We start from the raw sequence: 26,605 nt of genomic DNA, 5'->3' as shown, positions 1-26,605 counted from the left end.
ATGACGTTTATAGAAATTTTATCGACAATCGGCATCTTTATGGGTGCTTTAATGATCCTGGTTTTCATACATGAACTGGGACATTTTTTGGCCGCCAAGTTATTTGGAATGCGAGTAGAACGCTTTTCGGTTGGTTTTCCTCCTCGCGTTTGGGGATTTAAAAAAGGAGATACCGATTATTGTATCGGAGCCACTCCATTAGGCGGTTATGTGAAAATCGCCGGAATGGTGGATGAAAGCATGGATAACGAATTCCTTGAGCAGGAACCCCAGCCTTGGGAATACAGAAGTAAACCCGTTTGGCAAAGAATGGTTGTTATTACTGCGGGAGTTATTTTCAATATGATCCTGGCTTTTGTGATCTTCTCAGGGATGATCATGACGAATGGAAAGTTGGTCGTACCGGTAGAAAATATTGACGGTTTATACGTTCCCGAAGAATCTATTTTACACGAAATAGGATTCAGAAATAACGATAAAATTATCGGAGTAAACGGTGAAGAAGTTCCTTATTTCAATGATCTGGTTTCTGCATCGGCATTGACTTCAGAGAATCTGAATTATCAGATAATCAGAAACGGTGAAGAAATCACTATTCCTGTTGCGTCTTCATTTTTAGACAGCATTCAAACGCGAGGGTTTATTGACGGAACAAGTATTGCTCCAAGCATTTTCTCTCAAATAGAAAGAGGCTCTCCGGCAGCAGAAGCTGGCTTGGAGGTTGGAGATAAGGTTATTGCTATGAACGGCGAGAAAGTTACAACATGGTTGGCTTTCTTTCATATAGTTGGAAATAATGAAGAAGGAGTTCCGATTGATCTTACTATTGATCGTGGTGGAGAGACGTTATCATTCAGTATAACCCCAAATGAGGATAATAAGATTGGAGTTGGTGGACCTCAGACTTATCAATTTGGAACAAGAATTGAGTATGGAATCTTTGAATCGATTGCAGCAGGTTGGGAAGAAACAGCGGACCAAACGACAGGAATCATACAGGGATTTGCCAGAATGATCAAAGGTGATATTTCCGTACGTCAAAATTTAGGAGGTCCGATTGCCATTGCCGAAATGACCAAACAAGCTACAGATTCCAATGGTTGGATCGGTTTTTGGACGATCACTGCATTACTGAGTATTACACTGGCAATTATGAATATTTTACCTATTCCTGCTTTAGATGGCGGGCATTTAGTTTTTCTGATCTACGAAGGCATTACCCGAAAAGAACCAACAGAGAAAGTCAGGATTATCGCACAAAATATTGGTTTCTTTGTATTGGTCACACTCATGATCTTCGTAGTATTTAATGATGTTATAAAGCTCTTTTAATTTATGTTTGCACGCGAAGGCTACTTCACAATGACAGTTGCTGTTTTATTTACAGCAATTGTTTTCACACTTACAGCACTTTATGTTTCACACTGGATCGCTTATCCGATCTACATTGTAGTAGGTATATGTTGTGGAATCGTTATCTATTTTTTCCGTGATCCTGAAAGAGAAACACCGTCTGACGAAAACTTAGTTATTTCTCCAGCGGATGGTGTCGTTGTTCTTGTAAAAGAGTATCAGGAAGATGTGTACATAAAAGATAAAACTACTCAGATCAGTATTTTCCTTTCACCATTGGATGTTCACGTAAACAGAAATCCCATTTCGGGAAAACTGGAATATCTAAAATACCACCCGGGAAAATATTTGATGGCCTGGAATGAACACGCATCTGATCTAAATGAACGAGCTGACTTCGGTGTACTTCATCCTTCCGGGACTAAATTCTTTTTTAAACAAATAACCGGATTTCTGGCAAGAAGAATTGTGTATCATATTAAAGAAGGTGATGAGTTAACAGCAGGCGAACGCTTTGGCATGATGAAATTCGGCTCCAGAATGGATGTTATCGTACCTTCTAATGTTGAGATCAAAGTGAAAGAAGGAGACCGTACGGTTGCCGGAGAATCCATAATCGGAGAGATCAAATAGTGAAGTATCCGATCCAGAAGAAATATGGTTCGTTTCGCGAAAAGAGAAAGCGTATAAAGCAGGAAAAACCGCCTGTAAACCGACGTATTGCAGTGCCCAGCTTCTTTACCCTTATGAATCTATTCAGCGGTTTTCTGGCGATCATAAGCATCGCAGACGGAAATCTGTTCTGGGGCGCCTGGTTAATTGCCATTGCCGGAATGTTTGATGTAATGGACGGTTTAATGGCAAGGTTGGCAAACGCTACCAGCGATTTTGGTATAGAGCTGGATTCGCTCAGTGATATGGTTTCTTTTGGAGTCGCTCCCGGTTTTTTGATCTATACATTCAGCTTAAATGAGCTTGGTGTTTTAGGAATGATCATAAGTGCTATTCCACCATTATGTGGTGCAGTTCGTTTAGCCAGGTTTAATGTAAATGCTCGTTTATCTCCAACCAATGAGCACTTTATTGGACTCCCAATACCGGCTCAGGCAATTATGATCGGTTCATTTTTCCTCACTTTCAGAAATGAATTGGATCTATTTACAGTTTTTGAACAAGGAATAAATTCCGTTCTGATCCCTGTAGTAATTGTGATTTCATTCCTTATGGTAAGTACTATCAAATTTGATAAGATCCCGCGGTTTGATCGTCGTTCGCTACGTGAGAATAGGGGTAAACTGGGATTACTTTTATTATACCTGATCCTGATCGTGACCTTAAAAGAATATGGACTTATGGCTGTGTTCACCATTTTTATCTTCAAAGGGCTTATTATTGGAGCCATCCATTACTTTTGGGACTATGAAGAAGAAGGCGAAGAAGTATTTCAGGATTTTAGCTAGAACAGAAGGATGTTTATTTCTGAATCAGTATTTGCTTAGATCTTAGAACGAATAATTTCAGCTATCTTTTTAGATGCATCTCCGGTACCATACGGATTGTATGCTATATCAGAATCCGAATCTTTTAGTTTTTTATCGGCTTCTTTTGATATAAGTGCACTGTCTGAACCCACCAAATTAGTATATCCGCTTTCAATGAGTTCCTGCCGCTCTGTGGTTTTGCGAAGAACCAAAAGCTTTTTACCCAAGGCTGCAGCTTCTTCCTGAATACCACCTGAATCTGTGAGTACAAGATCAGCTCTTTCCAGTACGTGCTGAAAAGTTAAATAATCCATTGAATCAATAATTTTGAGTCTCTCGTGCTGGAACTCAGTTGAGTTTAGAATTTCCTGAACTTTTGGATTCGGATGACCGGGTAAAAGGATAATTCTAGAATGATCTGCTTCCAGTATTTCAACTAAACCTTTCATTATTGAATACAACGGTTCGCCAAGGTTTTCACGTCGATGAGTAGTGACAAGGATCAGTTTCTGAGAATGATCAAATTCACTCAGAATATCTGGCTTTGAGGTAGTAAATAGGTCGGTTTTCCTGATCTGATGAAGCGCATCAATAACCGTGTTTCCGGTATTATAAACTGAAGATCCTTGGATTCCTTCATCAATCAAATTCTGAACAGCTATATCTGTAGGTGCAAAATGTAAAGAAGCGATTGAACTAATTTGCTTTCTGTTCATCTCTTCCGGAAATGGATTGTAATTATCAAAAGATCTCAAACCTGCTTCCACATGATAAACGGGGATCTGTAAATAAAAAGCAGCCAGTGCACTTAAATAAGATGATGAAGTATCACCCTGAACTACAACAGCATCCGGTTTTTCTGATGTAAATAGTTCTTTTAATTTCGGTAGTAAAAACTCTGTCAGTTCAAAAAGATCAGAAGTAGAAGCCATACTTTTTAAATTATGATCGGGAGAAATCCCAAACACATTCAGCATATCAACAGCCAGTTCATCATGTTGACCTGTATGAACTTTTATAACATTGAATTTTCCGGCAAATTCCAGCTCATTTATCAGTGGCGCCAGTTTTATTATTTCGGGTCTTGTTCCGAATGCTACAACTATCTTTTTCATACAAGTAATTCCTGATAGTTTTTCAGGGTAAGTTCACCAACTTTCGACCAGGAGTAATTTTCAGAAATATGTGCCATGAGCTCTGATGATTTTGGCTTAGAAAGCGCTTCATTGATACCTTTTTGAATTGATTCTATTGAACTATGGGAAACATAATGAGCAAATTCTTTAAAGTAATCCTTAGTTCCTCCGGCCTCAGTGATCACAATGTTTGCTCCGGCTAAAGCGGCTTCCATTGCAGCAATTCCCGGTGTTTCAAACTGAGAAGCCAATACAAATACTTTAGAAGCGGCATAAGCTGAGCGAAGTAAATCTGAATTATGATCCATTGTTTCCAGTAAATGAATCCTTGGATTCTCATGAGCAAACTTTAAACATACTTTACTGTACTCAGAATCATTGAAACTACCTATGATCACCAGATCAGCATCAATATTATGCATAGCTTTTATGAGTGATAATACATTTTTGCGGGGAGCAGATGCCTGTCCGGTAAACAGAACAAAATCCTGAAGCTTTTTTTCAGTTAAAAAGAGTTTGGGATCAGCATCTTTAAATCTGAGCTCCACACCATTAGGCACAACTTTGATTCTAGCTTGCTCCAGTTCAAATGCTTTGGTAATGAGTTTAGCTTCGGATGAAGTGTTTGGAAGAATAAGGTCTGCTTTTTTGCAAACATCCTTTTTTATACCAAATTCCGATCTTATACCGGCACTTACAGAAGTTAATTTTTCTTCAACATTAATTGCTCTGCGAATAGTTTTATAACTTCTGTTTGAAAAGAGAACAGGCGAAAGAACTATCTTCTTTTTTTGCTCTTGAAGTCTGGAAATAATTCCGATGGTTTCATATCCGGCAGTAAAAATATGGAACAGATCTAATTGATTTTCGGAAATATCATCCCAAGGAGAAATAAATTTAACTTTTACTCCCAGATCTGTAAGTGCCCGGGCAGTCATTAGAGCTTGAGTTCTGACACCTCCATTAACTGCATAAATACTTTGTGGTGCTATAAATCCAACTTTCATAATCGTTGTCTATTTCTCCAGTCTAAAATATTGGTTTTGTAGAGTTGGAATCTATTTTGGTGAATTTGTTCGATTTCTGAATTTGAAGGTAGAGAAGGAGTGTCGTATTTAAAAGTAGAATAAGCGCTTTTCTCCAAAACTTGAGTATTTGTAGAAACCAGATCAAATTCATCAATTGTATTTGAAATGTATAAATATAATTCAGGATCATTTGATTCAATGAAGATCTTTTGTTCTTCTGAATAGATCGAAATTTGCTGATCCTGTCTTTTTTTCCAGAAAGAAGCATATTCATTGAATGTAAGATTGGTCAAACCATCAGCTAGAACTTTCTTGAAAATTTCACCAAAAACATCTAATCCTTTTTGCATAGGATGATGGTAAAAGAAAATAGGTTTATGGGATGATTTTTTTTGTTCATAAACTGACAAAAAATACTCTTCCATCTGGTCTGATGAGTATCCTTTTCTATTCATACTTCCTGTACAAATGGGATGAATGGGTATTTGCAGATTGGTTGATTTTGGAACAACGAAAGGAACACCGTCATATCCGGAAGTAAATTCTGAAGTGTAATTGAAGTTAAACTCAGAAAGAACTTTTTGTAGTCCAAAGTTCCAGATTCCATAGGGTGCACAAAAGCCTGATGGATGAATCCCTGATGATGCAAGTACAGAAAGTCCGGTCCTGATGTTTTCTTGTATTTTTGCAATGGAACCACTGTAGCCATGATTATATCCATGTAAGGCGAGTTCCTGTTCTCCAAACGTTTTCAGGTGCTCTAAATAATTTTCATGAGCCTGAACATGTAAAAACCAGGTAGCTTTTATACCAAAGTCAGATAACAAATTATAGATCGAATCTAGCGATTTTTTACTTCCGTAATCACTGTCAACCCGAAAGCCGAATACAGGTTCGGGTTTTGGTGAAGTCCATTTTTTGATGAACGGAAGATTCCTGGCATAAAGCAGTTTTTTTATACACAGCTCGATCAGGTCACTCAAAGAATCTCTACTTACTTTATTAACTATTTCATCCGGGAAAAGACCCGATGGACTGTAAAACCGCTTTCTGGAATAACTTGTAGCTTTTGGGAGTGAATGCACATCTAAACCAAGGAAACATACATTTTGATAACTACTGTTCTCTGTTTTTTGGAAATCTACCAACCCTGAGAATAAAGTGGAGTTTTTAGCAGAAGTCCAATGAGAATAAATATCAATAGGTCCGACGCGGTTGAAACCCGATTCTGAATTGGTATTAAAAATAGTTTTTGAGTACGATGTAGTTAATTCATCAGAGTAAAAGTATGGTTTTGTACTAATTTCCAACAGAGAGCCATTGTTCCTCAGGAAATCGTTTATCTTTGTTTGCTGATTGGAATTTAGGCTTACTTTTTCAAGTATAATTACAGAATAATTTTTTGTAAGATCTTTTTTGAAATCTATTTCTTCATACCAGATTCCAATACTGTCTAACAGAGAGATCAGATAATCAGAAGGAGAGATCAAGCCGGTACAAAGACGTTGTTTCATTTCAATAACTTTTCTTTTAACCAGTTTAGCTCGCCGATTCTAATCACTTTGGTTTTCCAGACTAAAATTGGAATCGATATTATTGAGATGACTGAGGCTAGTAAATAATGTACTTCAAAGTGATAAAAGATCCAGAATAAGCCCACACTAAGAACGATTGTTATTAATAAAGGTCTGAGAATTTGTGTAGGAATAACTTTTTTAAACCAAATAAATGAGGAAGTTGCTAATATAAATTCAGAGATTATAACTGAAATTGCCACCAGATGAGAAGAGCCATAGCTTGAAAACAGAACAATAATTATTGCCGATAGAGATCCACCAATACTTGTGGCTAAAAAATATTTCTTGTCATTGTTTGTGGCAATAAGCCCAAATGAGAACAGACTGTTTACAAAAGTGAGAAATATAAAGATCGATAGAATTTGTAACAGTTCAGCACTTTCAACAAACTCAGAACCAAAAAGCAACGCAACAATTTTACTTGCATTGATAGCCGTTAGAACTGAAACCAAGGCTCCACCAACGATAACCAATCTCAATACCATATTTACTCTTTGAATAGCAGCTTCTTTGTTTGTAGTCCAAAGAGAGGAGAGATTAGGCAAAAGCAGATTTACAAAGATCCTGTCAAGCAACATTGCAACCAGAATGATCTTGAATGCTGCTCCGTAAATTCCGGCTTCTCTTAAGCTGAAAAAGATGCCGATTAAAATAGGAGGTAAAAGTTGAACAACCTTAACAAAAAACTCTCCTAAACCGATTAATGATCCATTTTTAAGAAGCTCTATGTAAGTTTTAAATCCTCTGGATGGTAACGTAAATGGATGATGTGTCAACGAAAATGTGCCTAGTATTACTACAGCAGATGTAATTCCAATGGTATAAAGCATAGGGACTAAAGCCACATCATCGGAGCTTTTGATCAACCAGAAGATCAGTCCGAAATAAACTAAACCATTTATAATTTTGGATAAGGCTATTTTACCAAATTCCTGTCTGCCGCTATAATACCATTCAAGTAGAAGGGCATAAGGAACCAAAGCGTATAAGTACCCAAGGATAACTTGTTTTTGTAAAGAACCTATTGATACGAATGAAAGAATAATTGTCGAAGAAATGAGTACTAAAGCCCCTAATAGAACTTTAGTAGTAAATATCTCTTTAGCTCTGAAAGTCCGAAATTGCGGTTCTTTGGCCATTTCCCGAACTCCGATATTAACTAATCCCATATCAGCTCCCCAGGTTGCATAACCCAGAATTGACACCGCTACAGTAATTAAACCATAGAATTCTGCACCTAAAGTTCGGGCTAAATAAATTGTAGTGATAAATGCTAACCCCCGACCTCCAAAGTCACCAGCTGCAATCCAAAAAGCTTTTTCTTTGAACTTACTCATTATAGAAGGTAAAGATTGATGAACGGATAAGAGTGCTTAATTCCTTTTCATTTGAAAAAAGAAATGCATTAGCAGAGTTAGAGAGTTCTGTTAAAGATCCGGTTCTGGGAGCAATAATATCTTTATCGTAGCTAAGTGCCATTTCAACCGACCCGGATGTTAATATTTGAGTAAAATTAAATAGACAAAAGTCAGTTGCTCCAAAAAAAAATGGAATATCCTTTTCCTCAATAAAACTTGAATTGCAATAAAAATCAGCCACTTCTTCACATTTCAGGGTTATTCTTTCAGCGAGTGTCTCTTGACCTTTTTTGATTGATCCGGCTATTATCACTTGCAGATCAAGGTTCTGCTCAGTAATTAAATTCAGAAGATGTTCAATATTTTTATAGTGCGAAATATTTCCCCAGATCAAAGCTATCGGACGTGAAGAGGCAAGCTGCCATCCAAAATTGCTGTTTAAGTAATTTATTGATTCCTGTCTGTCTATACGTTGAGCAGGAAAACTCGGATGGGGAAGTAAACAGAATTTATTAACATCAGCATTGAACTTATCTCTTATCAGGTTAGCGGTGCTTTCAGCATGGATATGGATCTTATCCGAGATTCCGGCCATCCAGCGATGTATGCGCAAATGAAGGTTTAAAAATTTTCTGTCATGAGGTTCAAGATTATGAACAGTCCATACAATTTTTCCTCCAAATAGCTTAAACAACATAATACACACTAATTTCCATGGCATGCCTAGTAGTGATTTCATGTCCTGAAACTCAAGCCAATGGTAATGCAGAAGTACTTTTTTAGAAGTAATCGATTTCATCACAAACTTGTAGTGATCAAAAACAGATAAACTTAGAATCCGATAATTACTGTCATTGAGTAATGGTTTATAAAGCAAAAAATGATAATCAGATTCCGGATAGTCTGATCTGATTCTAGGCACTACGTAAACGGAGCAATCCTTCATTCCCATAGACGAGTAAATATCACTGAGAGATTGCTTCTCCATAAAGAGATGGTCTAAAATTTATATTGTAACCCAATTGAATGTAAGGTTCCGAAGCCTGTTTCATAAGGAACCAAAGCGTAATTTATCTTAATAAGGTCTGTTATAAAACCAACTCCAAAAGAAATCGGTTTAACAGTACTTTCTCCGGTTTTATAGCCACCGGAAATTTCCAGTACTTCGGCAACATTTAAGATCAATCCAAGGTTGAAGTAATGTTCATTTTCTTGTTCTCCGGAAGATAAGCTCTCGCGATTATTTAAAGGCTTTACAAAGTCAGTAGCTACACTTACTAAAACAGGAAGATCAGTATTCTTTGGGTGAGTATATTCGAAAACATCCAAAGCAATACCGGCACGTAGTAATTCAGGTAACTCTGTTGGTTGATTATTCAGATCGTCAAGTTTACCAATATTCAGTACAGAAATTCCTGTTTTCAGTTTAGAATCCAGGAAATTACCGGCAGCTCCAAAGTTAAATGCATATCCAGAGGCTTGATATTGAGCATTCTCCTCATTTAAAAATTGTCCGCCTAATCCCAGAGAAATAAAATCGAAATCATAGGCTAAGGCAGCGCTTAATGAAAGATAAGTCAAAGAAAAATCACCGTTTGGTTCACCCGGTCTGTCTCGTTGCTCAAAACCTCCCACACCAGAACTGTATATTCCAACAGAAAAAGCTCTGTTGCCATTAATAAAGTTTGCACCACCAAACAGATAAGTACTTTCATCGATCCAGCTGGAATACCCAAGATCAATAGTTGAGTTAGAATTATATATCAATAACGCCGGATTTAAATAAATAGAAGCAGATCCCATGGGGACAGCAGCTCCGGCTTCACCAATAGCTAAACCTGAAGGGGTGGGAGCATTTTCCAGCATAGGAAATCCCGTACTGGTCTGTTGAGCATTGACGCTGATAGCAGCTAAAAGAAATAAAAGGACTAAACCAATTCTCATAATTTTAAGCTTAAAGAGAAAACGTGCATATTTGAAATTCTGTTGGGTTCAAGGACAAAAGCATATCCTATTGAAGGTGAAAACTTATCAAAAGGAAGATAAAGCGAAAATCCACTACTTGCTCCCCAGCTGTCAGTGTTAGAAAGGTCAGGTAAATTATAACCTCCGCGAAGGGTTAATCTCTCATGGACATTCCAGGAACCTCCAAATCTGAATTGCTGAACATTTGTTTTATGTTCTGAAGTGGTAGAAATCAAAACAGGACGTCCGCCGGAAATAAATATTTCTTCTTCCGTCACCTCGGAAGATAAAGCCTGAATTTCATAATCAGCTGAAACAGTGTATTGTTCTTTTTGATAAGCTAATCCCCATTTAAAGCGGGTAGGGAATTTATTGATCACATTTCGGGATTCATTTTGATTGTAAAGATCAGCTGAATTCCATCTGTATTCAGCAAACATATCCTGAATAGTAAATCCAAAATTGACGTGATTGTTTATTTTGTAAAGAAATCCAAGATCTATACCAACACTAGTTTCCGCATCCAGATCTTTATGGTAATCGGCGTAATTCAGTTTAAAACCAAAACCGGCATTAAGCTTTTCGCTTAAACGAATTCCAAAAGCGGTAAATAATTGATACTCTGATATATCAAAACTTCCATTGGGATAACCGCTTACAGTACGACCGTCAATTTCATCTATCCCGGAACGTAGCAAGCCTACAGTAACTCCGGCAGAAGGTGGAAGTTGAAATACAGCTCCAAAAGTTTGATGAATTCTGTCATAACTCATCGAAGACACCGATAAATTTAAAGGAATATGAGTTAAGAACAGGGCAGAATGAGCCGGATTATAGTGAGCGTTAGAACCTTGTGTAGTTACAGCAGTCATTGCATTGCTCATTGCTAAAGCTTCAGGACCATAACCGATCCGTTGTGAAGCTCCTGCAAAGCCACCTGATTGTGAAAACACAGTTCCGGTGGTGATGAAAATGAATAATATTAAAGAAGTTAATTTCATGTTATTCGATCACCAGAATTTTACCGTTAATGGTTCGGTCCGGCATTTCGATTATATAGATATAAGGAGCATTGGCAACTTTCCTTCCTGAATTATCCACGCCATCCCAAACAGCTTCATAAGTGCCTGCAGAAAAAGTATCGTTTTCGATTTCACGAACTAAATTCATTCCAAAATCAAATACTCTGATATTTACCGTTCCGCTTTCTTTTAGCTCGTATTTAATTCTCACCAGATCATGTAATGAAGGAGAGAAGGGATTCGGATAAGCATATGTTTGAACGGTCTTAGCATCGGGATCAAAAGCATTGCCTCCGCTGAGCGGGAAATTAATGCGTGTGATTTCCCAAGTTTGGCCAAGATCGTCAGACGAAGCAAGTCCATCGGTTGTTCCGATCCAAACTCTGTCTGTAGTAGAACCAACAGAAAGAAACTCCGTGTTTTCTTTAAGAAAAGTATTGGCACTTCGGATCTGTGGGAATTTACTCCAGCTGTTTCCATTATTGGTAGATATAAATAATCCGTTGTCACCGGCAGCGAACACGGCACCGTCTTTGAAACCAATACTGTTGATCTTTTCTCCGATCAGATGCTGACGAAAAGTCTCTGCATTATCTGAAGTTGAAACGATACCGAATTGTTCGCCATTGGACGCATCTGTGATCCAGTTGGTTATCCAAATAGTATTGGTTGCCGGATCTTCTTCAATCTCAATTACCCAGTTACCGAGCAATCCGTCATTGCTGTTATCGAAATTTACATGTTTCCAAGAGATACTGTCTGTTGAAGTAGTGTAAGCATCAGAAGAAAAATTAATTCCATTGGCTGATCCAAACCAGACATTATTCGATGAATCTAAATGCAAACCAAAGCCAAGCAAATTTAGATCTGAACGAGCGTCATATCGATTAATAGTTGTATTCTGATAATTTGAGGACCAGGAATAAGAGTTTTCGGGAGTTAATGAACGAACACCGGAAGGAGGTAGGATGACTTTATCCCAAGTTGATCCTCTGTTTGTGCTTTTCAATAAACCTGAACCCCAAACGGCTGCAAAGACTGTGTCAGATTTTATTTGAATATCAAAAGGAGGAGATTGTTGCCGAACTGTGTTCCTGATCCTGAAATATTGAGTACCTCCATAAGTAAATACAATATCACAACCTCCTGTATAAGGAATGGAATCATCATCACAGCTGTCTGATGGTTTGCTGTCGAGCGGGAAATCCTGAAATTGCCAGTTTGTACCATTGTCTGAGGAAAAATAAAATCCGAAGCCTGATGATATGGGATCTCCATTAAGATCGATACTAAAACCTAAACCGACTGCAAAATTGGTTCCGGAAATATCCATAGAAAAAATTCTACCGTCTCCGTCTGTAATGCTGTCTATTCCGGAAGGTTGTAACCAGTCAATATTGTTAGAAACGTTGTAATTTAAAGATGGACTGATCCATAAAGTATCTCCCGCTCCAAGAATATTGGATACTCCATTCTGACTTATACTGTTAAAAGGGGAGTCAACCTGATAGACATTCTGAGAAAAGACTTCTACAGATAAAAACAAAAAGGCTATGATAAAACTTAAAGTCTTACTCATTATCTACAATATTAAAAGTGGTTGTAAGAGTATCAGAACTTAATCCGGATTTATCCAAAGCATAATATCTTGCGGTTCTGTTATTTGGTGTATTACTTGAATCGATAAAGAACTGAATTGTATAAACAGAATCTGATGCAGTGGCATCTCCGCTTGAAGTTGAGCTTGAATTATCCCCATCATCCAGAAGAATATTAGGATCAGGTGTCAGTATTGAACCATCTTCATTAATAAAATCAATAAATACTCTGTCTAAGTTTTCCTGACCATCAGGATCAAAAACTTTAGCTGTAAACAAAACTCTTGTTACATTAGATCCTGAGGGGATTTCTACTTCCTCCGGATTATTAACTTCAATGATCTCCGGTGGATTAATAGGAACCCCGATCTGTTGAATAATTGACTGCGCAAAGTTTTTGTTGTTACCGTCAAGCGAGGGCGTGATCAACAGAGTATATGTTTCAAAATCTATTGTATTAGTTTCAATTGGAATACTGGCTTGAAACGTAGTTATAGGGCTGAAGTTTACTAGAAATTTATCCTGAAGAATCGGATTCTCATCATCACCCAGAAAGACAGAATAATAAGGAACTGAATCTACTTCAAAATTAAATCCATATACGGTAACGTCTAAAGTAAGAGTAGTATCTTTCTGTCCGTCTGTTTCAGGATCAAATGAAATAGTGGAAGGATTAACTACCAGATTTTGAACATAAGGTTGTTGTTCATCGAAATCTTTGGGAGTAAGGGCGTCATCGCAAGAAGCAAACACAGTCCAAACCAAAGCAAGCAGAACCAGAGAATAGAATTTAGAAGACAAAAAGATCGCGTTTAAATTTTAGGTGAAGAAATATTGTAACGATACTAAATAGGCGATGTTTTTTTGGTTCACGTAAATATTAGGAATTCATTGTTTAGATAGCAACTTAAATATTGAAAGTTTATTTCTTTGAATAATCGTTGCTATTAAATTCTTACCCTGCTATATTTTCAGCCATGTTAAAAAAGCAACTACATAACACTTGGTGGTGGCCCAACGCTTACATAAGCAGTGGGATTGTTGCATAAAGATTTTTAACTAAGAAATTACATACACCCACTGTTCCTACGGAAGAGTGGGTTTTTTTTTGACCTTAAGTTTTGCCACAGAAGCACGAATGCATAAATTTTAGTGTTTTTGAGTTTTCGTGGCTTCAATAAATACATGAACAAACAACAATTTTTAGAACTTAGTAAAAACTACTCAGCGATACCTGTTTATAAGAGATTACTGGCAGATGTACTTACACCGGTTTCTTTGTTTATGAATATCAGGGAAGGAGCACGAAATCCTTTTTTGCTGGAATCGGTTGAAGGGGGAGAGCAACTTGCTCGTTATTCATTTATTGGGAGAAATCCCTATCAGACTCTTCATTTTGATGGATCGATCACTTCGTTAAAAAATAAAGATGGCAGTGTTGAAATAGACCGCCCGTATTTTGAAGAACTTAAATATCAAACAACGAAATATACAGAGCCAAAGATACCTGAACTGCCACGATTAACAGGTGGAGCGGTAGGTTTTTCAGCTTATGATACTTTTAGGCTGGTGGAGGATCTGCCGAATGTCCCAAAGGATGATCTGGATCTTCCGGAAGGCATTTGGTGTTTCTATGATGAAATTTATGCTTTTGATCATGTAAAGCATCAGGTGATCCTGATCAAAACGGTATTTACAGATGAGAATTCTGATCCTGAAGCACTTTATGAATCTGCTCAGGTCTCTCTGGATGAGATGGAAAAAGCTGCAATGTCAGCGAAATATCAACGAAGAGAATTTACAATTGACCCGGGCTCACTGGAAAGCAATATTGAAAGAGAGCAATTCAATGCGATGGTGTCCAAAGCTAAGGATCACATCTACGAAGGGGATATTTTTCAGGTAGTGTTGTCACAAAGATTTGAAGCCAATATGAGTGGTGATTCTTTCATGCTTTATCGCGCGTTGAGAATGGTAAATCCGTCACCGTATTTATTCTATTTAGATTTCGATGAATTCCAGATCGTTGGGTCGTCTCCTGAAGTATTGGTGAGAGTTCAGGACAAGGAAGTGAGACTTCTACCGATTGCAGGAACACGTCCACGAGGCAAAACACATGAAGAAGATCTGGAACTGGAGATCGATCTGAAAAACGATCCCAAAGAAGTAGCTGAACATATTATGCTGGTAGATCTGGGTAGAAATGATCTGTCCAGAGTGTCAAAACCGGGAACGGTTAAAATGGAACGTAATCAGGTTGTAGAGCGATATTCTCATGTGATGCATATAGTAAGTGATGTTGTGGGTGAGATCTCAGAGGACCGATCTTCAGTGGAAGCATTGATGCAATGTTTTCCGGCAGGAACGGTAAGCGGAGCTCCAAAGATCAGAGCCATGCAGATCATTGATGAATTAGAACCGACCAAAAGAGGTATTTATGCCGGAGCTGTAGGCTACTTTGACTTCTCCGGAAATATGGATACATGTATTGCCATAAGAACGATGGTTGTTACCGGCAACAAAGTTTATATTCAGGCAGGAGCAGGGATAGTGGCAGACAGTGATCCCGATAAAGAATTTGAAGAAACACAGAACAAAGCAGGAGCATTAGTTCAAGCTCTTAGCGTAGCATTAGATATAGAATGAGCAAAAAAACTATTTTATCAGGAATACAGCCTTCGGGAAAACTCCATATCGGAAACTACTTTGGAGCAATGAGGCAACATATAGAAATGCAGGATAAAGGTGATGCCTTTTACTTTATTGCCAATTTTCACTCCCTTACATCGCTTAATGATGGCAAACAACTATACCAAAATACAATTGATGTAACTCTAGATTATCTGGCTTTGGGTTTAGATCCGGAGAAAGCAACGTTCTTTGCTCAGTCAGATGTTCCTCAGGTTACTGAGCTTGCATGGATATTGGGAACACTTTGTCCGGTTAGTTTGATGGAAAAGGGAGTTTCATATAAGGATAAGATCGCTGCAGGATTAAATCCGAATATCGGTTTGTTTACTTATCCGATCTTACAAGCTGCGGATATACTTATTTATCATTCTGATGTAGTGCCGGTGGGAGAAGATCAAAAACAGAATATCGAAATAGCCAGAGATCTTGCCGGAAAATTGAACAGAGCATATGATTCCGAGCTTTTAAAAATACCTGAAGACCATATCCTAAAATCGGTAGCCGTAGTTCCCGGAACCGATGGTCGAAAAATGAGCAAGAGCTATAAGAACACCATTCCGTTATTTGCGGAAGGTAAACAGCTCAAAAAAGTAGTTATGTCTATTGAAACGGACTCAAAAGGATTAGAAGAGCCGAAAGATCCGGATACTGATAACGTTTTTGCACTGATCAAGCTGTTTGGTGACAAAGCGAAACAAGATGAAATAGCTGAAAAGTACAGAGCAGGAGGTTTCGGATATGGTCATGCTAAACTGGAACTACTTGAAATGATAGAAAGCTATTTTGGTAATGCCCACGAAAAACGTAAAGAACTGGAAAAAGATCTGGATTATGTGAAAGATGTTCTTCGGGAAGGTGGAAATAAGGCCAGAGAAAGAGCAGAATCCGTAATGGAGCCAATTCGTGAAGCATGTGGAATTATCAGGAGTTTTTAAGATGACGAACAATTATTCATATAGGTTATTAAAAAGTCCCCTCTTGAGAGGGGATTCAGGGGTGTGTCGTAAAGGTAAAATTAACGGGACTATTCAGTGATCTTAATTATAGACAACTACGATTCATTCACTTATAATCTGGTTCACTTAGTTGCTGCGGTAACTAATGATTATAAAGTAATTCGCAATGACGAGCTTACTCTTGATCAGATCAAAGGACTGGATCCTTCTAAGATATTGATCTCTCCCGGACCGGGAAGACCTGATAATGCGGGAGTAAGCAAACAAATTATTCAGGAGCTTGGTAAAACCACTCCGATCCTGGGAGTTTGCTTAGGACATCAAGCCATAGGTGAGGTATTCGGAGCAAAAGTAGATTACGCTCCTAAACTAATGCACGGCAAGGTTTCACAGGTTGAACATAACGGTAAAAATATCTTCAAAGATATCACTCAGAACTGTACAGCAACACGATATCATTCCTTGGTTTTAGCACCTGATTCTATACCGGAAGTATTGGAAATAACTGCAAGATCTGAAGATGTAATTATGGGAGTTCGACACAAAGAATATCCGATCGAAGGCATTCAATTCCATCCCGAAAGTATTCTAACCACTGAAGGACCAAAAATGATAACCAACTGGTTAACACAATCATGACATTCAAAAGTATTTTAAACAAACTTTCATTTTCAGAAGACCTAACGCTGATCGAAGCAGGTTGGGCGCTGACTCAGATCATGGAAGGTGAAGTTCCCGAAGAACAAATAGCTTCTTTTCTAACCGCAATGAGAATGAAAGGCGAAACTGTTGACGAGCTAACTGCTTTCGTTAAAGTGATGCGCGACAAGTCTGTTAAAGTAGATGTGGACGTCACAAATGCTATCGATCTTGTTGGAACAGGTGGAGATAAATCAGGAACATTCAATATTTCAACAGCAGCCAGTTTTGTAGTTGCCGGAGCAGGAGTTCCCGTTATCAAGCATGGAAACCGAAGTGCATCCAGTAAATGCGGTAGTGCGGATGTTCTGGAGCATCTGGGAGCTGCAATTGAACTTGGTAAAGAAGGTGTAGAACAGGTTTATAGTGAAGTTGGAATGGCTTTTATGTTTGCTCCGATGTTTCATCCCGCTATGAAATATGTGATGCCCACACGACGACAACTGGGATTTCGTACGTTCTTCAATATTCTGGGACCGATGGCTAATCCTGCCGGAGTTCAAAAATATGTGATCGGTGCTTTCAATACAGAGGTTGCAGGTAAAATGGCTTCAATACTGTCAAATCTTGATACAGAATTCGCTTATACCTTTAATGCAGATGACGGCTTGGATGAAGTTAGCATCACAGGTAATTCTACCGTTTTTGAACTTGAGAATAAAAAGGTATCGGATTCATACAGATTTGATCCAACATCATTGGGCTTTAAAACCTATGAAATGGAACAATTGATGGGCGGTGATGCTGAAAAGAATTCATCTATTCTTAAAAAGATTCTGGCAAACAAATGCACAGATGCACAGAAAGATATCGTGTTGATAAATGCTACTTTTGCAATCAAAGCATCCGGATTGGTGAATTCACTTCAGGAAGCCAAAAAGAAAGCGGTTGATAGTCTGGAATCTGGAAATGCACGAAAATTATTCAATAACTTTATTGATGCAACAAACGATGCAATGGGAGTATTTAAGTACTGATGTCAACTATTCTGGATAAAATAGTAGCTCAAACTTCTGAAGATCTTATCAAAAGGAAAAAAGAGATCAGTTTTAATGATCTGCATTCTCTGGAAGGATTCGAAAAGAAACGCATCGATTTTAAATCTGCATTACAGAAAAAAGATGAAGTTTCTATCATAGCAGAAGTAAAGAAAGGCTCACCATCAAAAGGAGTGATCCGAAAAGATTTTGACCCTCTCGATATTGCCCTCAGATACGAAGAGGGTGGAGCTTCAGCGATTTCTGTATTAACAGATAAACCATTTTTTATGGGAGATCTGGAGTATTTGAATGCGATTTCAAAACGAGTTCAACTTCCATTACTTAGAAAAGATTTCATTATTGATCCGTTTCAGATCAAAGAAGCAAGAGCTTATGGCGCAGATGCCGTTTTGATCATTGTTGCGATTACAGATGGAAGTCAATTGAATGAGTTACTTGCAGCAGCAAAAGAATTCGAATTATCAGCTTTGGTTGAATGTTATGATCAGACAGACTTTGACAGGTTAGACTTTAGCCAGGTAGAGATTCTGGGTGTTAATAATAGAGACTTAAAGAATTTTGAAGTAGATGTGCATCGTGGGATCAGCATCCTTCAGCAAGCACCGGAAGAAACGATTTTGGTATCAGAAAGCGGTTTATCCTCCGGAGAGGATATGGTTCTATTGAGAAAAGAAGGAATTAACTCCGCTTTGATCGGTGAATATTTTATGAGACAGAATGATCCCGGAGATGCAGTGCGGAAATTGCTTGAGTCAGCAGAAAGAGAAATGGAAAAGGAAATCATTTGATGGATTTCGATAGATTCAAAAAACTTCATGATAAATATTCAGCATCTGATTGGAATAACTTGGAAATGAGTGATTTCAGTGAATACACTGAAGCAATGCAGGAAAATAAAGAATTTCATGATTGGGCCGTTAAGTCAAATTTGGAAGCTGCAGGATTTGATTACAGTAATTATTGCTGTATAACCATGGCAAACCACATTTTTCTAAGTTATGATGATAATGGGGAGATCGATCATGGAAATCATGATGTTATAATGCATAAGTGGGAGGATGGTACTTATGGAATTCCTGTTCAAGATGGAGGAGGCTCCGTAGTTAAGATAAAATTTTGTCCATGGTGTGGATCAAACTTAAAAACTGATGAGTGATACAAAAATAAAAATATGTGGAATCACCAATCTCGAAGACGGTAGGTTTGCTTCCGGGTTGTTTGTGGACTATTTGGGATTCATATTTTACGATAAAAGTCCACGTTACATTGAACCTGCTAAAGCTGGAGCTATTATCAATTGGCTGGAAGGTCCTGAGAAAGTGGGAGTGTTTGTCAACCAACCGCTTGATGAAGTAAATGCCACAGCCAAAGAAACAGGATTGGATCTGGTTCAGCTTCATGGAAATGAAACTCCCGAATATTGTGAATTGATCGAAAAGCCGATCATTAAAGCCATTCATATTACTCTGGATTCCACAAAGAAATCTTTGCAGGAAAAGGTCGATCAGTATAACGATGTAGTCGATTTCTTTTTGTTTGATACCAAAGTTGGAGATCAATGGGGAGGAACGGGCAAGACTTTCGATTGGGATATCGTTAAAGACCTGACTTCAAAACCATTTTTCTTATCCGGTGGTTTAAATTCAGATAATGTGAAAACAGCTGTTGAAACACTTGATCCTTATGCAGTGGATATTTCAAGCAGTATTGAAGAAGAACCGGGTTTAAAAGATCTCGAAAAAATGGAAATCTTTGTGAATGCAGTTAAACCTGTAGAGCTGATTTAGGATGAATATAGATCAAAGAATTAATAGCTTTTCTTGTCATTTCGAGATGAAACTGACGTAGTCAGTATGACCGAGAAATCTTACAGACTTAGAAAAAGCAAAATAAATTTTAGATGTCTCAATCTTCCGATTGCATCGGAATCAATCGACATGACAAATTAATTTAACAATGACTGAACAAACCAAAATTAAATACCAACAACCTGACACAAGAGGCTATTTCGGGCAATACGGCGGTAAGTTTGTACCCGAAATACTTATTCCAGCTGTAAGAGCTTTAGAAGAAGAATATGAGCGTGCTAGTAAAGACCCATCGTTTAATTCACAATTAAATGAACTGCTTGATGAATATGTGGGCAGACCTACGAAGCTAACTTTCGCAAACAGGTTAACGGAGCACTACGGAAAAGCCCGGATCTATATGAAAAGAGAAGATCTTTGTCATACCGGAGCGCATAAGATCAACAATGCGATCGGTCAAGTGCTTTTAGCTCAGAGAATGGGTAAGAAACGCATTATAGCTGAAACAGGAGCGGGACAGCATGGTGTTGCAACAGCGACTGCCTGCGCTAAGTTTGGTCTTGAATGTGTGGTTTATATGGGCGCTGAAGACATGGTTCGACAAAAGTTGAATGTAGACCGAATGCATTTACTTGGAGCTGAGGTCAGAAGTGTGGAAAGTGGTTCTAAAACCCTTAAAGATGCAACAAATGAAGCAATTCGGGATTGGGTGACCAATGTAGAAGATACTTTTTATATCATTGGATCTGTGGTTGGACCTCATCCTTACCCGATGATGGTTAGAAACTTTCACCGTGTTATTGGCGATGAAACGAAACGACAGATCATGGAAGCAGAAGGAAAGCTTCCGGATTACTTGATTGCTTGTGTGGGCGGAGGATCAAACGCTATGGGATTCTTTTATCCGTTTATTGAAGATGAATCAGTGAATATTATCGGGATAGAAGCTGCCGGATTTGGAGTGGATTCCGGTAAGACAGCCGCAACACTAACAAAAGGAACTCCCGGAATTCTACACGGTTCCATGAGTTATTTGCTTCACGATAAAAACGGTCAGATAGAACTGGCTCATTCCATAAGTGCAGGATTGGATTATCCGGGAATTGGACCGGAGCATTCTCACTTATTCGATACCGGAAGAGTAAGTTATAATGCTGTAACTGATGATGAAGCTATGGAAGCAGTGAAGTTGCTGTCCAAGAAAGAAGGAATTATTCCGGCACTGGAAACAGCCCATGCTTTTGCTTGGTTAGAAAACCTGATTTCAACTACAACGGAAGATCAGGTGGTTATTGTAAACTGTTCGGGCAGAGGTGATAAGGATATGGGAACAATATCAGAGAATTTATAACAATTTGCTGTCATATCGATCCCGAGAATTCGGGAGAGATATCTAAAGATTTCCTTTAATAAAGATATTCAGATTTCTCACATCCGTTCGAAATGACAAAATTTAACTTTAGCTGAACATAATTACACAAAAGCACTAAAAATATTAATTAAGAAAAGTCATCCTGATCCCGAAACTTCGGGAGAAGGATCTACACAGTGATTAATCTTGCAGATTCTTCGCTTTCGCTCAGAATGACGGAAGAGTAAAAATTTAAACAAGCGATATCCTTCAGGTTTTCGCTGGCATCAAAAGCAGCAAATGAATAGAATTACACAAAAGTTTAACGAAAAAGCAGCTGATGAAAAGCTTATGAGCTTATTCATTACAGCCGGATATCCTGATCTTGAATCTACCGTTGAGATCGTTTTAGGAATGGAAGAGAACGGAGCGGATATGATAGAGCTGGGAATGCCTTTCAGCGATCCCTTAGCTGATGGTCCGACCATTCAGTATTCCAGTGATATCGCCATTAAAAATGGGATTACCATCGACAAGATCTTTGAAATGGTAGTCGAGATCAGGGAGAAATCTGAGATTCCGATCATCCTGATGGGATATATGAATCCTGTTCTGCGATACGGAGTTCAGGAATTCTGTGAGAAAGCATCAAGATCAGGCGTGGATGGATTGATCTTACCGGACATTCCCGTTGATGAAGATGAGATAATTCGTGAGCATGCAGAAGCAAACAATTTGCCGCTGATCCATTTAGTTGCTCCCAATAGCTCAGATATCCGCATGAAACTCGCTGATTCCAAATCATCTGGCTTTGTATACTGTGTGTCAGTAACGGGCGTTACAGGAGCCAGGGACGGAAAGGAGGTGTCTGATTCAGTGGATAAGTTTATAGAACGTGTACGCGAAAATATTATCGGTAATCCGGTAATGGTAGGCTTCGGGATAAAATCTCATGAAGACGCCAAGCGTATCGCATCAAATGCCGATGGATTCATAGTTGGAAGTGCATTAATTAATACCATCAAAAATTCGTATCCTAAACCTGAATGGAAACAAGATCTTTATTCTTTGGTTTACTCATTAAAATTCGGAAACTAAAAAATTGACTATGTCTTTAAGAAAAACAGTTTTTCTATTTACATGTATAGCTGCAACAATACTGTCTGCTTGTGACGGTGATTTCAGATCCAGAGCACAGGGATCCATTAATGAAGTAATTGTTGTAATGGATTCAGCCCATTTCGACAGTAAAACAGCAGAGGCTATCCGTGCTACTTACGGGAAATATCAGTTTCATATGCTGAATCCTGAGGTTAATTATAATCTTTCGTTCACAGATATTCGCTCAAATTCGCAATTGGATCGATTAAAAGGAATGAAAAATGTGATCTTTGCCGGTGCTTTGGATGATACTACAGATGTTTCCAGAGCAATCCGTGGTTTCTTAGACGCCGGAGTTGAAGAAAGGGTGCGAAGCGGTCAAAGCTTTGCATTTCCAATCAAAGATCAGTGGTATAAAGATCAGTACGCATTGATACTAAGCTCGACTTCTGATTCAGCACTTGCTGAAAAGATCATAAACTCAGAGCGATCTTTAATGGCTGATATTCTGGAACGCGAGTTAAGCAGATGGACATACGACGTGTATGAGAAGAAAGAACAAACTCAATATTCGGATTCCATGTGGATCAATCACGGATTTAAAGTGAGAGTTCAGCACGATTATGTAGCGAGAATTGACACAACAGACTTTATTTCTTTCAGAAGAAATCTGGAGATCAACGATCGTTGGTTCTGGGTTTGGTGGAAAGACGATGTAACCGATATTAATTTCCTTGATTCGGACTGGATCAATGCAACCAGAGATTCATTGAATCAACAATACATTAAGGGAAGTACAGAGAATAAATTTGTTACCACAGAATACAACGACCGAATTCAGATGAGAATGAACAGTTTTCAGAAAGGCCGTTATCTGGCTTATGAAACACAAGGCTGGTGGACAATGGAGAATGCCGCTATGGGCGGACCGTTTGTGAATTTTACCTACTACGATCCCGCTACAAACAGATTGTTTATGATCGAATATTCTCAGTTTGCTCCTTCGGTACGAAAGAAGCTTCCTTTTATTCGTCAGTTCAGAGCAATGGGAAGAACGTTTGAAAGTGATTCAACCTGGAATCAGACGAACAGTTGATTGGTAAAAAAAGACAACAAGTCAGATTTCATTACCGATGCTCTGAATAAAAGAAAATCAGAGCATCGCTTTAGATCCTTATCTGATCTTGATGCCGGTTTGTCTTCAGTAAACATTCGATTTGAAGGGGATGAATACATCAATTTTTCGTCTAATGACTATTTAGGACTAAGCTCTCATCCGGAATTAATTAAAAGGTCTAACGAGTTTGCTGTCAAGTTCGGGGTTGGATCGGGTGCTTCAAGATTAGTTACAGGTAATTTAAATATTCACACTGGACTTGAAGAAAAACTGGCAAGGATATTCCAAAGCGAAGCCGCAATTCTTTTCAATTCAGGATTTCAGGCTAATACCAGTATCCTTCCCGCATTAGCAGACAGAAATTCTTTGATACTTGCTGATAAGAAAATTCATAACAGCTTGATTCAGGGCGCATTGCTCAGCAGGGCTACTTTTAAACGCTTTGAGCACAACAGCTATGATGGTCTTGAGGAACTAATCAAGAATACAGACAGAGTTCGTTACAATCGAATTTGGATCGTTTCAGAAACGGTTTTCAGTATGGATGGAGATCGAAATGATATCGATCGGTTGATTGAGATTTCTGAAAAGTATAATGCTTTACTTTATTCTGATGATGCTCATGCCGTTGGAGTGCTTGGAGAAAAAGGACTGGGCTTGAATTATGGAAAGGAGGGAGTAGATATTTCTCTGGGTACTTTTGGAAAAGCTTTTGGTTCGTTTGGTGCTTTTGCTCTTTGCTCAAAAGAAATGAAAGACTATCTGATCAACTTTGCAGGTGGATTTATTTATTCGACTTCACTACCACCAAATGTAATTGGAGCTATTGATGCTGCTCTGGATCTGATTCCCGAAATGGATCAGGAAAGAACTCAGTTGATGAATAATGTAGAGTATGCTAGGGCTGAAATTCAAAAGCTTGGATTCGATACTGCTGCTTCAGACAGCCAAATTATTCCGGTCATTATTGGGGATGAACAGGAGACAATTGAATTGTCTAATCAATTGAAAGAAAAAGGATTATGGGTTTCATCTATCCGTCCACCTACGGTGGAAAAAGATGCTTCAAGACTTCGGATCACACTTTCAGTAAAGCACACAAAAGAACATCTGGGTAAACTCTTAAAGGAATTGGCTGATTGGAAAAGAAAGTAGAAATATTGGCCTATCATGGGTGGGGAATTAATGCTGATTTTTGGAACAACTTAGCTTCCGTAATTCCGGATGACATTCCTTTAAAACCTGCCAACCGGGGCTATTTCGGAAAGCCGTTTTATCCAAGATTTGATGCAGATACAAAATTCAGAGTGGTTTTTACGCATTCATACGGACTGCATTGGAGTAATTCAGCGGTGCTTAGTAAAGCAGATCTGCTGGTGATATTTAACGGTTTTGGTGATTTCCATCCAAGTGATGAAAAGCTTAAATCTGTCTCCGAAAAAGGGTTGGAAGCCATGATCAAAGGCTTTGATGCAGATCCAGAACACGTTCTGAAGAGTTTTTATAGAAACTGTTTTCACCCTTCTGAATTCAAATCGGAGATACCTTCAGGTCTTAACAAAGAACTGCTGTTAGAAGATCTAAAGGCACTCAGAGGCACTCGATTTCCGCTCATCGATCTGGATTTTGGTTCCACCATGGTTGCCATCGACAGTGCAGAAGACAAGATCCTTTTAGAGCCTAGGGGAGAAAACATGCTTGACGGCCATTATAATAAGAAATCCGTAAAGATCTTTGAGAATGAAGGTCACGCATTGCCATTCATAAATCCGAAAGATTGTTGGTCGTATCTGTGCTCAATCATTCCTATTTTTGAGCGCTATGAAAATAACCGCTGAACAAACTATTTCATCAAAAAGTATTGCCGAAACCTTCTCTGAAGCTGCTGAACAGTATCATCAGAAAGCTGAGATCCAGCAAAAAGTAGCTGATGGACTCATTTCGTCGCTCTTGCCCTGGAAAGACACACTACCTGCCGGAGATATTCTGGAAGTTGGTTGTGGTACAGGCTTTTTATCGGAACAGATCATCAAAGAATTTCCGGATCGGAATAAGCTCATTACTGATTTGGCTGCGGGAATGGTGTCGTTTTGTAAGAATCAGTTAGGGAAGAAAGGTTTACTAAACGATTCGGTCTCTTTCAACACTTTGAATGTGGATGAAATCTCTGAAACCGAACCCAAATACAGTCTCATCGTAAGTAATTTTGCCGCTCAGTGGTTTAAAGACACTTCCATGGGTTTAGAAAAACTAAGTGAATTGCTTGTTCCGGGCGGACTTCTGCTCTGCACATTCCCCGGAAATCATACTTTTTCAGAATGGTATTCCAACTGTTTGGAACTGGGTTTGCCATTTACAGCCAATGCATTTCCTGATGTGGAAGAGGTGGTGATAAAGCTGTCGATGAATCCTGTTCAGGTTGATTATTACGAGAACGATCTGTTCCAGGAATTTGATAACTCTATGGCTTTTTTCAAGCACCTGAAAGAGATCGGAGTTCGTAAATCTAAAACAGGTAAGCAATTAACTGCTAAGCAATTAAAGCTGTTAACTAAGTTTTGGGATGAGAAAGTTTCCAATGAAATCAAGGTTAAATGGCACGTGGTCTATTTGGCTGCCAAAAAAGATATGTGATGGAATTTCCGAAAGAATTTTTTGTAACAGGAACAGACACCGGAATTGGTAAAACATTAGTTTCAGGCATGCTGATGTCTGCTTTGGATGCAACTTACTGGAAACCGATTCAGGCAGGACTGGATGAAGAAACCGATACTGAATTTGTACAAAGAGTTTCGAAAGCTGATCCCTCATGGATATTCCCGGAGAGATACCGATTGGAAACGCCGATGAGTCCACATGCCGCTGCTGATATCGACGGAGTTAAGATCTCACTGAACGATTTCGAATTGCCTGAATATGAAACAAAGCATATGATCGTAGAAGGAGCCGGTGGATTGATCGTGCCGATAAACTGGGAACACACCGTTTTAGATATGATCGAGCAGTTGAATATCCCCGTTTTACTGGTGGCAAGAAGCAGTCTTGGAACATTGAATCACACATTATTATCACTGAAAGCACTCAAAGATCGAAACATAGAAGTCTTTGCAGTAGTCCTTAACGGAGAAAAACATCCATCCAACAAAGAAACGATTGAGCGTTTTGGAGACATTGATGTATTCGAGATCGAAACTCTTCAAAATGTTGACTCTGAATCATTGAAAAAAGCTTTTAATCAAAACTTTCAATTAAGAATTAAGAATTAAGAATTTTGCTTTTGTCATATCGAGCGGAGCGAGATATCTAAAAATTGCTATCAAAGAGAAGTTTAGATTTCTCATGTACATTCGAAATGACAGAAAA

26 protein-coding genes are annotated in these 26,605 nt (G+C 38.5%); 17 read left to right on the top strand and 9 right to left on the bottom strand.

Annotated elements, in window-relative coordinates:
* Genes rseP through pssA form a run of 3 tightly spaced genes read left to right on the top strand, consistent with a single transcriptional unit; the run spans window position 1 to window position 2,813 of the window.
* Window positions 1-1,332 carry an RIP metalloprotease RseP gene (gene rseP / locus A8B79_RS01260; protein WP_066217043.1) on the top strand — a complete coding sequence of 444 codons (1,332 nt, stop codon included), beginning with the start codon at window positions 1-3 and terminating at the stop codon, window positions 1,330-1,332.
* 3 nt (window positions 1,333-1,335) lie between these two features.
* A complete protein-coding gene (locus A8B79_RS01255; RefSeq protein WP_066217041.1) occupies window positions 1,336-1,986 on the top strand; it encodes a phosphatidylserine decarboxylase family protein in 651 nt (216 codons plus the stop codon).
* Window positions 1,986-2,813 (top strand): CDP-diacylglycerol--serine O-phosphatidyltransferase, encoded by an 828-nt coding sequence (gene pssA, locus A8B79_RS01250; RefSeq protein ID WP_066217038.1) that lies wholly within the window; start codon window positions 1,986-1,988, stop codon window positions 2,811-2,813. The genes A8B79_RS01255 and pssA overlap by 1 nt, the downstream gene beginning before the upstream one ends.
* Before the next feature lie 35 nt (window positions 2,814-2,848).
* On the opposite strand, the gene wecB is transcribed toward pssA, so the two are convergent.
* The 9 genes from wecB to A8B79_RS01205 are packed head-to-tail and all read right to left on the bottom strand — an operon-like array spanning window position 2,849 to window position 13,319.
* Window positions 2,849-3,949: a non-hydrolyzing UDP-N-acetylglucosamine 2-epimerase gene (gene wecB, locus A8B79_RS01245; RefSeq protein WP_066217035.1), complete on the bottom strand. Its 1,101-nt coding sequence runs from the start codon at window positions 3,947-3,949 to the stop codon at window positions 2,849-2,851.
* On the bottom strand, window positions 3,946-4,977 hold the full coding sequence (locus A8B79_RS01240; RefSeq protein WP_066217033.1) for a glycosyltransferase family 4 protein: 1,032 nt from the start codon (window positions 4,975-4,977) through the stop codon (window positions 3,946-3,948). The genes wecB and A8B79_RS01240 overlap by 4 nt, the downstream gene beginning before the upstream one ends.
* Window positions 4,974-6,512, bottom strand: a complete 1,539-nt coding sequence (locus tag A8B79_RS01235; RefSeq protein ID WP_066217030.1) for a polysaccharide deacetylase family protein — start codon at window positions 6,510-6,512, stop codon at window positions 4,974-4,976. Before A8B79_RS01235 ends, A8B79_RS01240 begins: the two co-directional genes overlap by 4 nt.
* A complete protein-coding gene (locus A8B79_RS01230) occupies window positions 6,509-7,912 on the bottom strand; it encodes an oligosaccharide flippase family protein (protein ID WP_066217026.1) in 1,404 nt (467 codons plus the stop codon). Before A8B79_RS01230 ends, A8B79_RS01235 begins: the two co-directional genes overlap by 4 nt.
* Entirely contained in the window at window positions 7,905-8,921 is a 1,017-nt protein-coding gene (locus tag A8B79_RS01225; RefSeq protein WP_066217023.1) for a hypothetical protein, read from the bottom strand. The genes A8B79_RS01230 and A8B79_RS01225 overlap by 8 nt, the downstream gene beginning before the upstream one ends.
* A gap of 11 nt (window positions 8,922-8,932) precedes the next feature.
* Window positions 8,933-9,877, bottom strand: coding sequence for a PorV/PorQ family protein (locus A8B79_RS01220; protein ID WP_066217017.1), 945 nt, complete (start codon window positions 9,875-9,877; stop codon window positions 8,933-8,935).
* Window positions 9,874-10,899, bottom strand: coding sequence for a hypothetical protein (locus A8B79_RS01215; RefSeq protein ID WP_066217010.1), 1,026 nt, complete (start codon window positions 10,897-10,899; stop codon window positions 9,874-9,876). The genes A8B79_RS01220 and A8B79_RS01215 overlap by 4 nt, the downstream gene beginning before the upstream one ends.
* A gap of 1 nt (window position 10,900) precedes the next feature.
* On the bottom strand, window positions 10,901-12,499 hold the full coding sequence (locus A8B79_RS01210) for a FlgD immunoglobulin-like domain containing protein (RefSeq protein WP_066217005.1): 1,599 nt from the start codon (window positions 12,497-12,499) through the stop codon (window positions 10,901-10,903).
* Window positions 12,492-13,319, bottom strand: a complete 828-nt coding sequence (locus A8B79_RS01205; RefSeq protein WP_066217002.1) for a hypothetical protein — start codon at window positions 13,317-13,319, stop codon at window positions 12,492-12,494. The genes A8B79_RS01210 and A8B79_RS01205 overlap by 8 nt, the downstream gene beginning before the upstream one ends.
* Before the next feature lie 384 nt (window positions 13,320-13,703).
* Here A8B79_RS01205 and trpE point away from each other — a divergent pair, with 384 nt between their 5' ends.
* The 14 genes from trpE (at window position 13,704) to bioD (ending at window position 26,508) form a co-directional block, all read left to right on the top strand.
* Window positions 13,704-15,164 carry an anthranilate synthase component I gene (gene trpE / locus A8B79_RS01200; protein ID WP_066216999.1) on the top strand — a complete coding sequence of 487 codons (1,461 nt, stop codon included), beginning with the start codon at window positions 13,704-13,706 and terminating at the stop codon, window positions 15,162-15,164.
* Window positions 15,161-16,144 carry a tryptophan--tRNA ligase gene (gene trpS / locus A8B79_RS01195; protein WP_066216996.1) on the top strand — a complete coding sequence of 328 codons (984 nt, stop codon included), beginning with the start codon at window positions 15,161-15,163 and terminating at the stop codon, window positions 16,142-16,144. The genes trpE and trpS overlap by 4 nt, the downstream gene beginning before the upstream one ends.
* 96 nt (window positions 16,145-16,240) lie before the next feature.
* Entirely contained in the window at window positions 16,241-16,804 is a 564-nt protein-coding gene (locus A8B79_RS01190; RefSeq protein WP_066216993.1) for an anthranilate synthase component II, read from the top strand.
* On the top strand, window positions 16,801-17,841 hold the full coding sequence (gene trpD / locus A8B79_RS01185) for an anthranilate phosphoribosyltransferase (RefSeq protein WP_066216989.1): 1,041 nt from the start codon (window positions 16,801-16,803) through the stop codon (window positions 17,839-17,841). The genes A8B79_RS01190 and trpD overlap by 4 nt, the downstream gene beginning before the upstream one ends.
* On the top strand, window positions 17,841-18,653 hold the full coding sequence (gene trpC, locus A8B79_RS01180; RefSeq protein WP_066216983.1) for an indole-3-glycerol phosphate synthase TrpC: 813 nt from the start codon (window positions 17,841-17,843) through the stop codon (window positions 18,651-18,653). Before trpD ends, trpC begins: the two co-directional genes overlap by 1 nt.
* Window positions 18,653-19,021 (top strand): DUF6980 family protein, encoded by a 369-nt coding sequence (locus tag A8B79_RS01175; RefSeq protein WP_066216980.1) that lies wholly within the window; start codon window positions 18,653-18,655, stop codon window positions 19,019-19,021. Before trpC ends, A8B79_RS01175 begins: the two co-directional genes overlap by 1 nt.
* On the top strand, window positions 19,014-19,652 hold the full coding sequence (locus A8B79_RS01170; RefSeq protein ID WP_066216976.1) for a phosphoribosylanthranilate isomerase: 639 nt from the start codon (window positions 19,014-19,016) through the stop codon (window positions 19,650-19,652). The genes A8B79_RS01175 and A8B79_RS01170 overlap by 8 nt, the downstream gene beginning before the upstream one ends.
* Before the next feature lie 169 nt (window positions 19,653-19,821).
* Window positions 19,822-21,024: a tryptophan synthase subunit beta gene (gene trpB, locus A8B79_RS01165; protein WP_066216973.1), complete on the top strand. Its 1,203-nt coding sequence runs from the start codon at window positions 19,822-19,824 to the stop codon at window positions 21,022-21,024.
* Window positions 21,025-21,324: 300 nt separating this feature from the next.
* Window positions 21,325-22,122 carry a tryptophan synthase subunit alpha gene (gene trpA / locus A8B79_RS01160; RefSeq protein WP_066216970.1) on the top strand — a complete coding sequence of 266 codons (798 nt, stop codon included), beginning with the start codon at window positions 21,325-21,327 and terminating at the stop codon, window positions 22,120-22,122.
* Between the two features lie 10 nt (window positions 22,123-22,132).
* Window positions 22,133-23,221 carry a DUF4837 family protein gene (locus A8B79_RS01155; RefSeq protein WP_066216967.1) on the top strand — a complete coding sequence of 363 codons (1,089 nt, stop codon included), beginning with the start codon at window positions 22,133-22,135 and terminating at the stop codon, window positions 23,219-23,221.
* The gene (bioF, locus tag A8B79_RS01150; RefSeq protein ID WP_066216964.1) at window positions 23,222-24,397 is read left to right on the top strand and encodes an 8-amino-7-oxononanoate synthase; all 1,176 of its coding nucleotides are present in this window, start codon (window positions 23,222-23,224) and stop codon (window positions 24,395-24,397) included.
* The gene (locus A8B79_RS01145; protein ID WP_066216961.1) at window positions 24,382-25,080 is read left to right on the top strand and encodes a hypothetical protein; all 699 of its coding nucleotides are present in this window, start codon (window positions 24,382-24,384) and stop codon (window positions 25,078-25,080) included. The genes bioF and A8B79_RS01145 overlap by 16 nt, the downstream gene beginning before the upstream one ends.
* The gene (locus A8B79_RS01140; RefSeq protein ID WP_066216958.1) at window positions 25,064-25,876 is read left to right on the top strand and encodes a methyltransferase; all 813 of its coding nucleotides are present in this window, start codon (window positions 25,064-25,066) and stop codon (window positions 25,874-25,876) included. The genes A8B79_RS01145 and A8B79_RS01140 overlap by 17 nt, the downstream gene beginning before the upstream one ends.
* The gene (bioD, locus tag A8B79_RS01135; RefSeq protein ID WP_235603515.1) at window positions 25,837-26,508 is read left to right on the top strand and encodes a dethiobiotin synthase; all 672 of its coding nucleotides are present in this window, start codon (window positions 25,837-25,839) and stop codon (window positions 26,506-26,508) included. The genes A8B79_RS01140 and bioD overlap by 40 nt, the downstream gene beginning before the upstream one ends.
* The last annotated feature ends 97 nt before the right edge of the window (window positions 26,509-26,605 follow it).

The sequence above is a fragment of the Balneola sp. EhC07 genome, from assembly GCF_001650905.1.
GTDB lineage: Bacteria > Bacteroidota > Rhodothermia > Balneolales > Balneolaceae > Balneola.
The sequence above is the reverse complement of the archived record's forward strand: the minus strand, read 5'-3'. Positions and strand labels throughout refer to the sequence as shown.

What these genes read in the sequence shown, in the direction of transcription:
- A8B79_RS01240 (WP_066217033.1), bottom strand. Translation starts at nt 4,977, where the DNA reads ATGAAAGTTGGATTTATAGCACCACAAAGTATTTATGCAGTTAATGGA.
- A8B79_RS01220 (WP_066217017.1), bottom strand. Translation starts at nt 9,877, where the DNA reads ATGAGAATTGGTTTAGTCCTTTTATTTCTTTTAGCTGCTATCAGCGTC.
- A8B79_RS01225 (WP_066217023.1), bottom strand. Translation starts at nt 8,921, where the DNA reads ATGGAGAAGCAATCTCTCAGTGATATTTACTCGTCTATGGGAATGAAG.
- A8B79_RS01255 (WP_066217041.1), top strand. Translation starts at nt 1,336, where the DNA reads ATGTTTGCACGCGAAGGCTACTTCACAATGACAGTTGCTGTTTTATTT.
- trpE (WP_066216999.1), top strand. Translation starts at nt 13,704, where the DNA reads ATGAACAAACAACAATTTTTAGAACTTAGTAAAAACTACTCAGCGATA.
- A8B79_RS01210 (WP_066217005.1), bottom strand. Translation starts at nt 12,499, where the DNA reads ATGAGTAAGACTTTAAGTTTTATCATAGCCTTTTTGTTTTTATCTGTA.
- trpD (WP_066216989.1), top strand. Translation starts at nt 16,801, where the DNA reads ATGACATTCAAAAGTATTTTAAACAAACTTTCATTTTCAGAAGACCTA.
- rseP (WP_066217043.1), top strand. Translation starts at nt 1, where the DNA reads ATGACGTTTATAGAAATTTTATCGACAATCGGCATCTTTATGGGTGCT.
- trpA (WP_066216970.1), top strand. Translation starts at nt 21,325, where the DNA reads ATGAATAGAATTACACAAAAGTTTAACGAAAAAGCAGCTGATGAAAAG.
- A8B79_RS01155 (WP_066216967.1), top strand. Translation starts at nt 22,133, where the DNA reads ATGTCTTTAAGAAAAACAGTTTTTCTATTTACATGTATAGCTGCAACA.
- wecB (WP_066217035.1), bottom strand. Translation starts at nt 3,949, where the DNA reads ATGAAAAAGATAGTTGTAGCATTCGGAACAAGACCCGAAATAATAAAA.
- trpC (WP_066216983.1), top strand. Translation starts at nt 17,841, where the DNA reads ATGTCAACTATTCTGGATAAAATAGTAGCTCAAACTTCTGAAGATCTT.
- trpB (WP_066216973.1), top strand. Translation starts at nt 19,822, where the DNA reads ATGACTGAACAAACCAAAATTAAATACCAACAACCTGACACAAGAGGC.
- A8B79_RS01215 (WP_066217010.1), bottom strand. Translation starts at nt 10,899, where the DNA reads ATGAAATTAACTTCTTTAATATTATTCATTTTCATCACCACCGGAACT.
- A8B79_RS01175 (WP_066216980.1), top strand. Translation starts at nt 18,653, where the DNA reads ATGGATTTCGATAGATTCAAAAAACTTCATGATAAATATTCAGCATCT.
- A8B79_RS01235 (WP_066217030.1), bottom strand. Translation starts at nt 6,512, where the DNA reads ATGAAACAACGTCTTTGTACCGGCTTGATCTCTCCTTCTGATTATCTG.
- A8B79_RS01170 (WP_066216976.1), top strand. Translation starts at nt 19,014, where the DNA reads ATGAGTGATACAAAAATAAAAATATGTGGAATCACCAATCTCGAAGAC.
- A8B79_RS01230 (WP_066217026.1), bottom strand. Translation starts at nt 7,912, where the DNA reads ATGAGTAAGTTCAAAGAAAAAGCTTTTTGGATTGCAGCTGGTGACTTT.
- bioD (WP_235603515.1), top strand. Translation starts at nt 25,837, where the DNA reads ATGGCACGTGGTCTATTTGGCTGCCAAAAAAGATATGTGATGGAATTT.
- trpS (WP_066216996.1), top strand. Translation starts at nt 15,161, where the DNA reads ATGAGCAAAAAAACTATTTTATCAGGAATACAGCCTTCGGGAAAACTC.
- A8B79_RS01140 (WP_066216958.1), top strand. Translation starts at nt 25,064, where the DNA reads ATGAAAATAACCGCTGAACAAACTATTTCATCAAAAAGTATTGCCGAA.